Raw genomic sequence first — 14,391 nt, forward strand, 5'->3', positions numbered from 1 at the left:
TAACGGATATCCTGGTACGAGTATGTCTACCTCGAATTCGTCCGGTGATCGACGAGCACTCGCCGCACGTGTTGCACAGCTCACCATCCGCGACGAGAACCGGCTCCGACGACGTCTCGACAAGGCCCGCACCGAGGACGCCGTCGCCGCGCTCGAACGCGACGTAGCTCGCGCGGAAGCCGTCATCTCCACACGCCAGGCGGCAGTGCCCACCCTCGAATATCCGCAGGCGTTGCCCGTCAGCGCGCGCAAGGACGACATCGCCGCAGCGATCGCTGCCCACCAGGTCGTCATCGTCGCCGGTGAAACCGGGTCCGGCAAAACCACCCAGATTCCCAAGATCTGCCTCGAACTGGGGCGCGGAATCCGCGGCTCGATCGGTCACACGCAGCCCCGAAGGTTGGCGGCGCGCACCGTTGCCGAGCGCATCGCCGAGGAGGTGGGTCAACCACTGGGCGAATCGATCGGCTACAAGGTTCGATTCACCGACCAGTCCTCGGATTCGACCCTCGTCAAGCTGATGACAGACGGCATTCTGCTGGCCGAGATCCAACGCGACCGACTGCTCCGCCAGTACGACACCCTCATCATCGACGAGGCGCACGAGCGCAGCCTGAACATCGACTTCATCCTGGGATACCTCGCGCAACTGCTCCCCCGGCGACCCGATCTCAAGATCGTCATCACGTCGGCGACCATCGATCCGGAGCGATTCGCGCAACACTTCGCACGCGACGGGGTCGCAGCACCGATCATCGAGGTATCCGGCCGTACGTTCCCGGTCGAGATGCGGTATCGACCTCTGACGGTCGACGCGGGAGACACGACGATCGACCTCGATCCCGTCGATGCCACCTGCCAGGCCGTCGACGAGCTGATGTCCGAGGGTGACGGCGACATCTTGGTGTTCCTGTCCGGTGAACGCGAAATTCGCGATACCGCGGACGCGCTGGCCGATCGCAATCTCCGCAACACCGAGATCGTGCCGCTGTACGCCAGACTCTCTGCCGCCGAACAGCATCGGGTGTTCTCACCGCACTCGGGACGCCGGGTCGTGCTGTCGACGAACGTGGCCGAAACGTCGCTGACGGTCCCCGGCATCCGCTACGTCGTGGACCCGGGCACCGCGCGCATCTCGCGATACTCGTTGCGCACCAAGGTGCAGCGGCTGCCCATCGAACCGATTTCACAGGCGTCTGCGCGCCAGCGGGCGGGTCGCTGCGGACGCGTCGCCGACGGGATCTGTATCCGGTTGTACTCGGAGGAAGACTTCGAGTCTCGTCCGCAGTTCACCGAGCCGGAAATTCTGCGCACCAATCTGGCCTCGGTCATTCTGCAGATGACCGCGCTCGGATTGGGCAAGATCGACGCGTTTCCCTTCGTCGAGCCGCCGGATCCACGCAGCATCCGCGACGGTATCGGCTTGCTGGAAGAACTCGGAGCACTGAAGCCGGCCACCAAGGACGGCACTGCCGAGCTCACCCCGATCGGCCGCGAACTGTCCGCCCTTCCTGTCGATCCTCGAATGGCCCGAATGTTGGTCGAGGCCAACGGCAACGGATCGCTTCGTGATGCGCTGGTGGTGGTGGCGGCGTTGTCGATTCAGGACGTGCGGGAGCGTCCCGCCGAGCACCAACAGGCTGCAGACGAGAAGCATGCCCGTTTCGCCGTCGAGAATTCGGACTTCCTGGCGTACGTGCAGCTGTGGAAGTACCTGCGGCAGCAGCGAGACGAGCTGTCTTCCAACCAGTTCCGACGCATGTGCCGCACCGAGTTCCTGCACTACCTGCGGATCCGCGAATGGCAGGACCTGCACGGACAACTCCGCCAGATCACCCGCGGCCTCGGATGGACGGTGCCCGACGCAGAGTCGAGCGAGAACGCACTGCATCAGTCCCTGCTGTCCGGCCTGCTCTCGCACGTCGGCCTCAGAGAGGGCGACAAGCGTGAATTTCTGGGTGCCCGCGGAGCACATTTCGCGATCTTCCCCGGGTCAGGTCTGTTCAAGAAGCCACCGCGCTGGGTCATGGCTGCAGAACTGGTCGAGACCGGACGACTGTGGGGCCGGATGGCCGCCCGCATCGAACCGGAATGGGCCGAACGGTTGGCACCGCACCTGGTGAAGCGCACGTATTCCGAACCACACTGGTCGATCAAACGGGAATCGGCGCTGGCCTACGAACGGGTGACGTTGTACGGCATCCCGTTGGTGACGCAGCGCCCGGTCAACTATCACCGCATCGATCCCGAGGCGTCTCGCGAGCTCTTCATCAGGCATGCCCTGGTTCAGGGCGAATGGAAGACCCAGCACGGGTTCTTTCACAAGAACAGGGCTCTGCTCGACGACGTCGGCGAGCTCGAACATCGCGCTCGGCGACGGGACATCGTCGTCGACGACGACGCACTGTTCGATTTCTACGACGCTCGCATCGCCCCGGAAGCCGTGTCTGCGCGACACTTCGACACCTGGTGGAAGAAGGCCCGCCGGCAAGATCCGTCCCTGCTCGACTTCACTACGGACACCGTCGTCAACTCGGACGCCGCGTCGGTACTGACGGGTGCGTATCCGGACGCGTGGCGACAGGGTGACATCCAATTCCCACTGACGTATCAATTCGAGCCCGGCACGGCCGCTGATGGCGTCACAGCGCGGATTCCCATCGCACTGCTCGCTCAGGTACAGCCGGTCGGCTTCGACTGGCTGGTGCCCGGGATGCGCGCCGAGCTCGTCACCGCCTTGATCAAGACTCTACCGAAGGCATTGCGACGCAACGTGGTTCCGGCTCCGGACTTCGCTGCGGCAGCGTTGGCAGTGATGAAACCGCGGGCCGAAACACTCGTGACGGCTCTGGCCCGAGAACTCTCACGGGCCGCACAGTGCCACATCACCGCGAAGGACTTCGACACTGCGGCGCTACCCGATCACCTGCGAATGACGTTCGCCGCGGTCGACCCGTCCGGGACCGTGCTCGGCAGCAACAAGGATCTGACTGCGCTGCGCGCCGGTCTGGCCGGTGAGGTCGGCCGACAGGTTGCACGTGCGGTCGGCGACGCGGAGCGCGCCCCGACGCTGGCGTGGACCTCGGGCACGTTGGGCCGCTTGGAACCCACGGTCACCCGAGACGTGGGCGGGCAGAAGGTCACCGGGTACCCGGCGTTGGTACCCGAGGGTTCGGGCGTGGCGGTGCGAGTGCTCAGTACCCCCGCCCAGCAACGAGCAGCCATGCGCGCGGGCACCCGCACTCTGCTGCTCGCTACGGCACCGAAGGGAACGAAGGCGCTGTTGGCCGGGCTGCCGACCGCCGAACGTCTTGCGCTCGGCCAGAACCCGTACGGCGGCGTCGATGCGCTGCTCGAGGAATGCCGTGCGCTCGCTGTGGAAGAAGCGATGGACGCGCACGGCGGACCGGTTCGCGATCCGGCCGAGTTCGACAAGCTCAGGGCACTGGTGGACGCGGAGGTTCCGCGGCGTACTGCTGCTGTTCTCGCACTGGTTCGACCGGTCCTGACGGCCGCGTTGGCTCTGTCGGCCCAGTTGCAGACCGCATCGGGTGAGCCGGCCGACGATGTCCGAGAACAGCTCGACGGCTTGATCTTTCGCGGTTTCGTCACCGAATTCGGTTCTCGACGGTTGGCAGATCTGCCACGCTATCTCGCTGCGGCGACGAAGCGGCTGTCCACTCTGCCGAGCAGCGCGGGCCGCGACGCTGCGGCGATGGACGTTCTCGACCGGGTGTACGGCTCGTACGGGCGGCTGTTGGATTCGCTTCCGGAGAGCAGGAAGAACAGCCCGGGTGTGCAGGAGCTGTTCTGGATGATCGAGGAGCTGCGGGTGGGGCTGTTCGCGCAGGGAATTCGTACCGCGTATCCGGTATCGGAGAAGCGCATCGAGAAGGCGATCGCCGATCAGTCTCGCTGATCGGCCCGCGGTTCACTCGACGTCGGCGGACTCTCGATGTTTGCGGAGTTCGTGAATTTCCTTCTCGAAGTCCTCTGCCGAACTGAACGAGCGGTAGACCGATGCGAAACGGAGGTAGGCCACTTCGTCGAGATCGCGTAGCGGTCCGAGAATGGCCAGGCCCACTTCGTTGCTGGGAATCTCGGCCGAACCGGCCGCGCGAATATTGTCTTCGACTTGCTGAGCCAGCAGGTTCAGCGCGTCGTTGTCGACGTCTCTGCCCTGGCAGGCGCGACGAACTCCTTTGACGACCTTCTCCCGACTGAACGGCTCGGTCACACCACTGCGTTTCACGACGGCGAGCACGGCGGCCTCCACGGTGGTGAAGCGTCGACCGCACTCGGGGCAGGACCGGCGTCGCCGTATTGCCTGACCCTCGTCCATTTCACGCGAATCCACCACGCGTGAGTCGGGGTGCCTGCAGAACGGGCAATGCATGAGGGAGCCTCCGTCGTAGCCGATACACCGACGACGAACGTGCGCGTCGGGGCAGTCTTCGAGGATACTCAGCCACGCTGGGCACCATGGTGCCGGTGGTCATCTGCTGGGTGCGTACTCGACGAGCGCTCCGTCGTGAACCATGACCGCGCCGGCGGGCTGAGTGGCCGCGTCGGGTGTGGTCGCGCTCAGATTCGCAATGCCGATCAGACCGCCGGCCACGACGATCACAGCCAACATCCACAGAACGAGAGAGCGTGGGCGCACGGTCTGGCTCGCGAAATGGGCCGAGGTGTCGTCGAAGTCTCGATCCGCCATCTCGCGATCGGTGACGTCGGCCCAGGACTCGTCCACGACAGGCAAGCACGGGCCGTTCTGCGTCCGACGCGCGTGGTTCTGCAACACGGGCCGCGAGCGCCGACGACGCTCGACGACACCGGATCGCGAACGCATACCGGCAGTGGTGGGACGATCGGTGGTGATGGTCATCGGAACCTCGTCTTCGCTCGTTGGATCGATTGTTCGATCAGGCGTTCGATGGACGCTTGTTCGAAGTTCTATCACGCGCCTCCGACAAAGTCTGTAGAAAACGCGACACGAGTCGAACAGATGTTTGATTCAACAGCTGATACACGCTAGATTCGTGTCAGAAACCACACGCCACACGAGTCGACATCATCAACTCCAGTCCGCGTGGATCGATACCGCGTAGACCGAATCCAGCCGCATCAGCAGGAGGCCGACAGCATGAAGGACGAGACCTCGACGAGGTCCATCACCGGTTCCAGTACGACGGGTTCCACGAAAGCTGGTTCCACGCGAGCCGGATCCTCGACGGTCGGCAAGGCTGCAGCCGGAAAGCCGGCTGCCGAGCCGACCCCGAAGGCCATGGAGGTGGGCACCGACATCAGTGCAGGGCTCACCGAGCGCCAACGGAAGGTGTTGGAGGTCATCCGGGCCTCGGTCACCGAGCGCGGATACCCACCCAGCATTCGAGAGATCGGCGATGCCGTGGGCCTGACGTCGACGTCGTCCGTCGCACATCAGCTTCGCACCCTCGAACGCAAGGGGTTCCTGCGGCGCGACGCCAACCGCCCTCGCGCTGTGGACGTCCGCGGACTGGACGAGGTGCAGGCCGACCAGGCCGCGGCGGCGGTGGACGGTTCGGCAGCGTCCGACGAGCAGGATCGGTTGCCGACGCCGACGTTCGTGCCGGTTCTCGGACGGATCGCCGCGGGTGGTCCGATTCTGGCGGAGGAAGCCGTCGAGGACGTGTTCCCGCTCCCCCGCGAGTTGGTCGGTCAGGGATCGTTGTTCTTGCTCAAGGTCGTCGGCGAGTCCATGATCGACGCGGCGATCTGCGACGGCGACTGGGTGGTGGTGCGTCAACAGTCCGTGGCCGACAACGGCGACATCGTCGCGGCGATGATCGAGGGTGAGGCCACGGTCAAGACGTTCAAGCGTTCCAAGGGTGAGGTATGGCTCATGCCGCACAACCCACTGTTCGAGCCGATCCCGGGCAACAATGCCGCCATTCTCGGCAAGGTCGTCACCGTGATGCGCAAGCTCTGAACTCTGTTCGGACACAACGAAGAAGGGCCGCAGCACAGATGCTGCGGCCCTTCTCTTCGGTCCTGAACGATGGAAAGAATCAGAGATTCAGTCCGCGACCGATGATCTCCTTCATGATCTCCGTGGTGCCGCCGTAGATGGTCTGTACCCGAGAATCCATGTACGCCTTGGCAATCGGGTACTCCTTCATGTAGCCGTACCCACCGTGCAGCTGAAGGCACCGGTCGATGAGCTTGACCTGGTTCTCGGTGGTCCACCACTTGGCCATGGCAGCTTCCTGCACGGTCAACTTGCCGTCGTTGAGCAGTTCGATGAATTTGTCGACCATGATGCGGGTGGCGGTGGTTTCGGTAGCGAGTTCCGCCAACACGAATCGCGTGTTCTGGAACTTTCCGATCGACTTACCGAATGCCTTGCGGTCACGGCAGTACTGAATGGTCATTTCCAGTGCCGATTCCATGGCCGCAGCGGCGACGACGGCAATCGAGAGCCGCTCCTGAGGCAAGTTCTGCATCAGGTAGATGAAGCCCATACCTTCTTCGCCGAGCAGGTTGGCGGCAGGAACCCGAACGTCGGTGAAGCTGAGTTCCGCAGTGTCCTGGGCCTTCATGCCGATCTTGTCGAGGTTGCGACCACGCTCGAATCCGGGCATGTCGCGCTCCACGACCAACAGGCTGAAGCCCTGGGCACCTTTCTCGGGGTCGGTGCACGCTACGACGATGATCAGATCGGCATTGATGCCGTTGGTGATGAACGTCTTCGAGCCGTTCAGTACCCAGTCGTCGCCGTCCCGAACGGCCTTGGTCTTGATGCCCTGCAGGTCGCTACCGGTACCCGGCTCGGTCATGGCGATCGCGGTGATCAGCTCACCGGAGCAGAATCCGGGCAGCCACCGCTGCTTCTGCTCGTCGTTGGCCAACTCGATGAAGTACGGCGCGACGACGTCGTTGTGCAGGGTGAAGCCGATGCCGCTGTAGCCGCCGCGGGTGGTTTCCTCGGTGACGATGGCGTTGTAGCGGAAGTCCTTGACGCCGCCGCCGCCGAACTCCTCCGGTGCGGCAGTCCCGAGGAAGCCCTGCTTGCCGGCCTCTACCCAGACGCCGCGGTCGACGATGTTCTGCTCTTCCCACTTCGCGTGATTGGGGGCTACGTGCTGTTCGAGAAACTTCCGGTACGACTCCCGGAACAGCTCGTGCTCGGGCTCGAAAAGTGTGCGTTCCACGCGGGTCTCCTTGTTCGGTGCGCACCGTCGTCGACCGCGAGAAAGGGGTGTCACAGCGCGGTCGTCGGTGCGACTGACGTCACGGTTCAACAGTACGTTCGCGGTGCACCGAGGGTCGATGACCAAAACGCGCGCGATCCGTGACCGCCCCTGCTAGCGTCGTCGAGTCGTTCTCCCTCGGGCCAACGCCGAGACGATCGGGTATCCCACGAGGATGCCCAGCGATCCCCACGCGATACCACCGAGTTCGACCGATCCGACGGAGAGCGTCAGGTCGCCGATTCCGGCGACGAGTGCGGCGGCGACGACGGTGAGGTTCACGGGATCGGTGAAATCCACCTTGGCATCGGTCCAGATTCGAACGCCGAGCAGTCCGATGAGTCCGTAGAGCACGAGTGTCGCTCCACCGATGACACCGTCCGGGACGGTGAAGATCAGCGCACCGAACTTGGGCGAGAACGCCAACACGATCGCGGTGATCGCGGCAACCCAGTACGCGGCGGTCGAGTACACGCGGGTAGCGGCCATGACGCCGATGTTCTCCGCGTACGTGGTGGTTCCCGATCCACCGGCGGCCCCGGCGAGGGTGGTCGCCAACCCATCGGCGATCAGAGCGTCACCGGCAACGTCGTCGAGGTTCTTTCCGGTCATCGCCGCGACGGCTTTGACGTGTCCGACGTTCTCGGCGACGAGGACGATCACCACCGGCAGCGCCACCAGAATCACCGACAGCTGGAAGGACGGGCCACGGAACTCGGGTAACCCGATCCAGCTCGCGGCGCTCAGAGCATCGAGTCGTGGTTGCGCGATACCGCCGGTGACGGCAGCGAATACCCAGCCCACGACGACGCCGAGCAGGATTCCGAGCCGACCCACCAGACCGGGACCGACGGCCGTCGCGAGGAGAATCGCCACCAGGGTGACGGCCGCGACGAGCGGTTGCGCCTCGAACGAGGTCGTCGCGGCAGGGGCCAGATTGAGCCCGATCAATACGACCACCGCACCGGTGACGACGGGCGGCATCGCTGCGTCGAGTACCCGCGCTCCGGCGAACTTCACGACGAAGCCGATCGCAGCCAGCACGACGCCGACACACAGAACGGCACCGAGCTGCGCGGCGGGTCCGTCGGCTGCGGTCGCACCGAGCGGGGCCAGGAAGGCGAACGACGACCCGAGGTAGCTCGGCACCCGCCCGCGCGTGATGATCAGGAACAGCGCAGTACCGATGCCCGAGAACAGCAGCGTCGTCGAGACCGGGAACCCGGTGATGGTCGGAACCAACAGTGTGGCCCCGAACATCGCGACGACGTGCTGCATCCCGATGCCGACAGTGCGTGGCCACGACAACCGTTCGTCCGGTGCGACCACCGCCCCCGCGTCGACGGTTCGTCCGTTTCCGTGCAGCGTCCAACCCATAGTTCTCATGATGGGAAGAGACTATTGCGTCACCCGAGGATCGCGCTCACTGCCTCACGGGCTGCGGCCGTGCTGTCGGTCTTCAGTGCAGCGGCAGCAGCGGCCTTGCACTGATCGAGGGTCACGGTCGCCAACTTGGACCCGACGTGGGCGACGGCGGCGGAGGCCGCGGACAACGACGTGATGCCCATTCCTACCAGCACACAGGCCAGCAGGGGGTCGGCGGCAGCTTCGCCGCAGACACCGACGGGCTTGCCCACCTTCGCGCCGGCCGCGGCCGTGTGCGCCACCAGTGCGAGCACGGCCGGTTGCCACGGATCGGTCAGACCGGCCAGCTGCGCCGACATCCTGTCGGCGGCCATCGTGTACTGAGCCAGATCGTTGGTGCCGATGGACAGGAAGTCCACGTGCTCGAGGATGTGCTCGGCGAGCAGAGCGGCAGCGGGAATCTCGATCATGACGCCCGGGGTCAGTCCGCGTTCGCGCACATCCGCGGCGAAGTCCTGTGCTTCCTGCGCGGTGGCGATCATCGGTGCCATCACCCACGGCGAGGACTCGGTCGCCTTGGCTGCCGCGGCGATGCCGTCGAGCTGGCGGTACAGGATGCCGCGGTCGGCTTCGGCGATACGGATACCGCGGATGCCGAGCGCCGGATTGGCCTCGTCGGGGTGGTTGGCGAATCGAAGGGGCTTGTCCGAGCCGGCGTCGAGGGTGCGGACGACGACTTTCTTGCCTGCGAACGCGTCGAGGACCTGGCCGTAGATCTCCGCTTGCTCGTCGACGGTCGGTTCGGAATCGCGGTCCAGAAAGCACAGTTCGGTGCGGAACAATCCCACCCCGTCGGCTGCGCTGGAGCGCGCTGCGCGGGCACCGGCGCCGTCCTGAACGTTGGCGAGGATATCGACGGGATGGCCGTCGGCGGTGGTACCGGGACCGACCCACTGGGACACTCGGTCCAATTCGTCCCTGGCCGAGACGACTGCTGCGCGGGCCGAGTCGGCGTCGGGTTCGAGTTCGATGCGGCCGCTGGTTCCGTCGACGGATGCGTTCGTACCTGCAGCGATGTCGTCGAGGCCGGCCACGGCGACGATGCACGGAATGCCCAGCTGGCGGGCGATGATCGCGGTGTGGCTGGTCGGACCGCCCAGTGAGGTGGCGAGGCCGACGATGAGGGTGGGGTCGAGGCCTGCGGTGTCGGCGGGTGCCAGATCGTCGGCGAACAGCACCGACGGTTCGGCCGGCACAGGAACTCCGGGCTCGGGAACACCGAGAATTTCGGCGATGACGCGATCGCGAATGTCGCGCAGATCGGTCACTCGTTCGGCCATCAATCCGCCGAGCTGGGTGAACATGGCGGCGAACTTTTCGGTCGCGGCAGCAGTGGCGGTGACGGCGGTGTTGCCCTTGGCGATCGAGGCGCGAGCGGCACCGAGCCATCCGCGGTCGGTTGCCATCGCGGCGTTGGCCGACAGCACCTCCGAAGCGGCTCCTGTCGCCAGCTCTGCGCGTCCGCGCAATCGAGTGGCGACGGCGTTCGCCGCTGCATCGAACACAGCCTTCTCGGACTCCCGATCGGCTTCGGCCACCTCACCGGTGTCGGCCGGGATGGCCGGACGTGCCCCGGGACGGATGACGGGTCCGTAGCCGACTCCGGGCACGACGGGTGTGCCGCGCAGTGTCGTGGACTCCGCTCCGATCGACGACGTCCCATCTGCAGCAGGTGTTGCATCGGTGTGTCCGGTCGATGCGGTGCTGACCGATCCCGTCATGTGGTCCTCCTCGGATCCTGCGTGTACGTCTGTCGTCCCGGATGTCAGATGAGTGTGCCGCACCTGGCTTCCCGATGATGTTGTGACCGAGATTACTCCAAACCCTTGACATGTCAACACACACGGGCGTAAAACAACATAAAGCAACATCAACCGGGAAGGAGACGCAGGTGTACGCAGAAGAAAGACAGCACGCCATCGCTGAGCTGATCAGCACGCAAGGACGCGTCTCCGTCAACGACCTGGCCGCCAACTACGGCGTCACCACAGAGACCGTGCGACGCGATCTGGCCACCCTCGATCGACTCGGAGTGGTACGCCGCGTGCACGGTGGAGCAGTACCCGCCTCGGCGCTGACCACACTCGAGCCGGGCGTTTCGGAGCGGGAATTCACCCGCGCAGACCAGAAGGACGCGATCGCAGCGGCTGCATTGTCGTTCCTCCCACCCGTCGGCGGCAGCGCCGTCTTCGATGCGGGCACCACCACCGGCCGCCTGGCGGGACTGCTACCGCACGATCGCGAACTCACCATGGTCACCAACTCCGTACCGATCGCAGCCCGGGCCGCAACCATGCCGAGCATCAGTCTTCGATTGCTCGGCGGGCGTGTTCGAGGAACGACACAGGCCGCTGTGGGCGACGAGGCACTGCGCGCCCTCGAATGGCTACGGGTGGACGTTGCGTTCATCGGAACCAACGCCATCAGCGTCGGACACGGACTGTCCACCCCCGACAGCGACGAAGCCGCGGTCAAGCGCGCCATGGTCGACGCCGCGAACCATGTTGTCGTGCTGGCAGATTCGTCGAAGATCGGCCGCGAGCACCTGGTGAGTTTCGCCCGAGTAGACACCATCGACGTCATCGTCACCGACAGCGACATCTCGAACGAAGACCGTAAACAACTCAGCAACAAAGGAATCGAGGTGGTGATCGCATGATGGTCACGCTCACGGCCAATCCGAGCATGGACCGCACGGTCACGCTCGAGACGCCGCTGACCCGCGGCGGCGTGCACCGGGCGTCGTCCTCGGCCGTCGACCCGGGCGGCAAGGGCGTCAACGTCGCTCGCGTCATCGGCGGATCGGGAGTAGAGGCGCTGGCCGTACTCCCGGCCAACGTCGGCGATCCAATACTCGACGCAATGTCCGCCAAAGGCGTTCGATACTCGGCAGTTCCGACGTCCGGACCGGCGCGCACCAACATCACCGTCAGCGAAATCGGTGGCACGACCACCAAGATCAACGAGCCGGGTGCAACGGTGTCGGAGCAGACACGCGCCGAGCTGCGAGACCGGATTCTCACGCTCGCTGTCGATGCCGAGTGGGTGGTGCTGTCGGGTTCGCTTCCTCCCGGCCTGCCCGTCGAGTGGTACGCGGAACTGGTTGTCGCCCTTCGCGCTACCACGGCCAAAGTTGCGGTGGACACCTCCGACGAGCCGCTGCTCGCTCTCGCAGATCGGTTTCCGGAATCGGCACCCGACCTGATCAAGCCCAATTCGGAGGAACTCGCCCAGCTCACCGGGTACGATTCCGTGGAGCTGGAAAGCGCTGCGGCACAGGGTGATCCATCGGCCGCTGTCGCCGCCGCAACGATTCTTCTCGGCCGAGGAGTAGGTGCCGTACTGGCGACGCTCGGCAGCGCCGGAGCAGTCCTGGTCACCCAGGGCGGTGCCTGGTACGCCAGCCCACCTCCGATCACCGCCGTCAGCACCGTCGGCGCAGGAGACTCCTCGCTGGCCGGCTACATTCTGGCCGACGTCGAGAACTGTTCCGACGCAGACAAACTTCGCCGCGCCGTCGCCTACGGAACGGCAGCCACCGCACTTCCAGGCACCACGCTTCCCCTGCCCGAGCAGACCCATCCGACTTCGGTGACGGTTCGCGCGCTCGACATCTCCACGTCCGTCACCCCGTCCACGCTCTCCCCTTCTTCGAACCGTCTCTAGGAGCCCCCATGTCCAGCCCCACCGAAGATCAGCCGATCATCGCCGAGGATCTGATCCTCCTCGACGCCGATCTGGGCGAATCCAAAGCTGCCGTCATCGAACGCCTCGCAGGCGTGCTGGCCCACGCGGGTCGCGCAACCGACACCGACGCCCTGCGCGACGCAGCCCTTGCTCGCGAGGCCCAGTCGGCCACCGGCCTGCCCGGCGGCATCGCAATTCCGCACTGCCGTTCCGAGGCGGTCACGAGCGCCTCGCTCGGCTTCGCCCGCCTGAACCCCAAGGTCGACTTCGGTGCCCCCGACGGCCCCGCCGACCTCGTCTTCCTCATCGCTGCACCGGCCGGAGCCGGTTCGGCGCACATGAAGCTGCTCTCGAGCCTGGCTCGGGCACTGGTCAAGCCCGAATTCGTCACCTCACTGCGCAACGCGTCCTCACCCGCCGAGATCGTCTCGCTGGTCGACGGAGTCATCAACCCGGCCGCCAAGCCGGTTGCCGCAACCGCTGCAGCTGCGCCGGTCGACACTGCGAAGCACAGTGCGCCTACAGCCACCCCCGAGACGGCAACAACCGCCTCGCCCAAGCACATCGTGGCAATCACCGCCTGCCCCACCGGGATTGCGCACACCTACATGGCTGCCGATTCACTCGTCGCCGCAGGCGAGCGCGCGGGTGTCACGGTGCATGTCGAAACTCAGGGCTCGAGCGGCAGCACGCCCCTCGACCCCGCACTCATCGCCGGTGCCGAGGCCGTCATCTTCGCCACCGACGTGGGCGTCAAGGGCCGTGAGCGATTCGCCGGTAAGCCCGTCATCTCTTCCGGCGTCAAGCGCGCCATCAACGAGCCCGACGTCATGGTCACCGAAGCGCTCCGCGCAGCTCTCAACCCGGATGCTGCTCGCGTCGGCGGCACCGCCGTCGCGGCCGGCTCCACCGACTCTGCCGGTGAACTCAGCTGGGGCACTCGACTGCGTCAGATCCTGCTGACCGGCGTCAGCTACATGATTCCGTTCGTCGCCGCCGGTGGGCTCCTGATCGCCCTCGGATTCCTGCTCGGTGGGTACGAAATCAAGGATGTCGCCGAGGACATCGTCGTCAACAACTCCATCACCTCGCTGCCCGAAGGCGGAATCGCCGCCTACCTCGGTGCCGTGCTGTTCCAGATCGGCGCGCTGTCCTTCAGCTTCCTGGTGCCCGCGCTGGCCGGTTACATTTCCTATGCCATAGCCGACAGACCAGGTCTGGCACCAGGTTTCACCGCCGGCGCAGTGGCTGTGCTAGTGGGCGCAGGCTTCATCGGCGGTCTCGTCGGTGGCCTCATCGCCGGCTTCGTCGCACTGTGGATCAGCAAGTGGAAGATCCCCGCAGTTCTGCGCGGCCTGATGCCGGTTGTCATCATTCCGCTGTTCGCAACACTCATCGTCGGTGCCATCATGTTCCTGCTGCTCGGCAAGCCGCTCGCCGCCATCACCAGCGGACTGACCGACTGGCTCAACGGACTCAGCGGTTCCTCGGTGATCATCCTCGGCATCATTCTCGGCCTGATGATGTGCTTCGACCTCGGTGGACCGGTCAACAAGGCGGCCTACGCATTCGCCACTGCAGGCCTGTCGGTCACCGACACCGCCTCACTGCGCATCATGGCAGCGGTCATGGCGGCAGGAATGGTGCCGCCCCTGGCCATGGCACTGGCCTCGACCGTTCGTTCGCGTCTGTTCACCGATTCCGAGCGCGAGAACGGTAAAGCTGCCTGGTTCCTCGGAGCAGCATTCATCTCCGAGGGGGCAATTCCGTTCGCCGCGGCCGATCCGTTCCGCGTCATCCCGTCGATGATGGCCGGTGGCGCAGTCACCGGGGCCATGATCATGGCCTTCAACGTCACCCTCAGTGCGCCCCACGGCGGGATCTTCGTGTTCTTCGCCATCGGAAACATCTTGTGGTTCATCGTCTCGCTGGCCGTGGGCACCATCGTCTCCGCATTCCTGGTGGTCTCCGCCAAGCAGTTCATCAAGGGCAAGAACGCACCGACCGACGCCGAACTCGACCCGGCACTCGCCACCGTCTGACGCTCGAT

Annotated in this window: 10 protein-coding genes; 5 read left to right on the forward strand and 5 right to left on the reverse strand. The window is 65.2% G+C overall.

Going from position 1 to position 14,391, the window contains the following annotated elements; genetic code table 11:
• The first annotated feature begins 22 nt into the window (after positions 1-22).
• Positions 23-3,919: an ATP-dependent RNA helicase HrpA gene (hrpA, locus tag CH285_RS20030; RefSeq protein WP_094642980.1), complete on the forward strand. Its 3,897-nt coding sequence runs from the start codon at positions 23-25 to the stop codon at positions 3,917-3,919.
• Between the two features lie 12 nt (positions 3,920-3,931).
• Here the strand turns inward: hrpA and nrdR are convergent, their stop codons facing one another.
• A complete protein-coding gene (nrdR, locus tag CH285_RS20035) occupies positions 3,932-4,396 on the reverse strand; it encodes a transcriptional regulator NrdR (protein ID WP_027496857.1) in 465 nt (154 codons plus the stop codon).
• Positions 4,397-4,495: 99 nt separating this feature from the next.
• Positions 4,496-4,885 carry a hypothetical protein gene (locus CH285_RS20040; RefSeq protein ID WP_045841797.1) on the reverse strand — a complete coding sequence of 130 codons (390 nt, stop codon included), beginning with the start codon at positions 4,883-4,885 and terminating at the stop codon, positions 4,496-4,498.
• A gap of 399 nt (positions 4,886-5,284) precedes the next feature.
• On the opposite strand from CH285_RS20040, the gene lexA reads away from it, so the two are divergent.
• Positions 5,285-5,968 carry a transcriptional repressor LexA gene (lexA, locus tag CH285_RS20045; protein ID WP_027496855.1) on the forward strand — a complete coding sequence of 228 codons (684 nt, stop codon included), beginning with the start codon at positions 5,285-5,287 and terminating at the stop codon, positions 5,966-5,968.
• A gap of 79 nt (positions 5,969-6,047) precedes the next feature.
• Here lexA and CH285_RS20050 read toward each other — a convergent pair whose 3' ends face one another.
• The 3 genes from CH285_RS20050 to ptsP all read right to left on the reverse strand — a co-directional run bounded on the left by CH285_RS20050 (position 6,048) and on the right by ptsP (position 10,303).
• Positions 6,048-7,190, reverse strand: a complete 1,143-nt coding sequence (locus tag CH285_RS20050; RefSeq protein WP_027496854.1) for an acyl-CoA dehydrogenase family protein — start codon at positions 7,188-7,190, stop codon at positions 6,048-6,050.
• A 153-nt stretch (positions 7,191-7,343) separates the two neighbouring features.
• Positions 7,344-8,615 (reverse strand): uracil-xanthine permease family protein, encoded by a 1,272-nt coding sequence (locus tag CH285_RS20055; protein WP_032400221.1) that lies wholly within the window; start codon positions 8,613-8,615, stop codon positions 7,344-7,346.
• Positions 8,616-8,635: 20 nt separating this feature from the next.
• A complete protein-coding gene (gene ptsP / locus CH285_RS20060; protein ID WP_094643071.1) occupies positions 8,636-10,303 on the reverse strand; it encodes a phosphoenolpyruvate--protein phosphotransferase in 1,668 nt (555 codons plus the stop codon).
• Positions 10,304-10,545: 242 nt separating this feature from the next.
• Here ptsP and CH285_RS20065 point away from each other — a divergent pair, with 242 nt between their 5' ends.
• The 3 genes from CH285_RS20065 to CH285_RS20075 are packed head-to-tail and all read left to right on the forward strand — an operon-like array spanning position 10,546 to position 14,383.
• Positions 10,546-11,313 carry a DeoR/GlpR family DNA-binding transcription regulator gene (locus CH285_RS20065; protein WP_027496851.1) on the forward strand — a complete coding sequence of 256 codons (768 nt, stop codon included), beginning with the start codon at positions 10,546-10,548 and terminating at the stop codon, positions 11,311-11,313.
• Complete coding sequence (locus tag CH285_RS20070; protein ID WP_032391491.1) at positions 11,310-12,320, forward strand: 1-phosphofructokinase family hexose kinase; 1,011 nt, start codon at positions 11,310-11,312, stop codon at positions 12,318-12,320. The genes CH285_RS20065 and CH285_RS20070 overlap by 4 nt, the downstream gene beginning before the upstream one ends.
• 8 nt (positions 12,321-12,328) lie before the next feature.
• On the forward strand, positions 12,329-14,383 hold the full coding sequence (locus CH285_RS20075) for a PTS fructose transporter subunit IIABC (protein WP_094642981.1): 2,055 nt from the start codon (positions 12,329-12,331) through the stop codon (positions 14,381-14,383).
• Positions 14,384-14,391 lie beyond the last annotated feature (8 nt).

The organism is Rhodococcus sp. 05-2256-B1 (assembly GCF_002258465.1).
Classification (GTDB): domain Bacteria; phylum Actinomycetota; class Actinomycetes; order Mycobacteriales; family Mycobacteriaceae; genus Rhodococcoides; species Rhodococcoides fascians.

What these genes read in the sequence shown, in the direction of transcription:
- hrpA (WP_094642980.1), top strand. Translation starts at nt 23, where the DNA reads ATGTCTACCTCGAATTCGTCCGGTGATCGACGAGCACTCGCCGCACGT.
- nrdR (WP_027496857.1), bottom strand. Translation starts at nt 4,396, where the DNA reads ATGCATTGCCCGTTCTGCAGGCACCCCGACTCACGCGTGGTGGATTCG.
- CH285_RS20040 (WP_045841797.1), bottom strand. Translation starts at nt 4,885, where the DNA reads ATGACCATCACCACCGATCGTCCCACCACTGCCGGTATGCGTTCGCGA.
- lexA (WP_027496855.1), top strand. Translation starts at nt 5,285, where the DNA reads ATGGAGGTGGGCACCGACATCAGTGCAGGGCTCACCGAGCGCCAACGG.
- CH285_RS20055 (WP_032400221.1), bottom strand. Translation starts at nt 8,615, where the DNA reads ATGAGAACTATGGGTTGGACGCTGCACGGAAACGGACGAACCGTCGAC.
- CH285_RS20070 (WP_032391491.1), top strand. Translation starts at nt 11,310, where the DNA reads ATGATGGTCACGCTCACGGCCAATCCGAGCATGGACCGCACGGTCACG.
- CH285_RS20075 (WP_094642981.1), top strand. Translation starts at nt 12,329, where the DNA reads ATGTCCAGCCCCACCGAAGATCAGCCGATCATCGCCGAGGATCTGATC.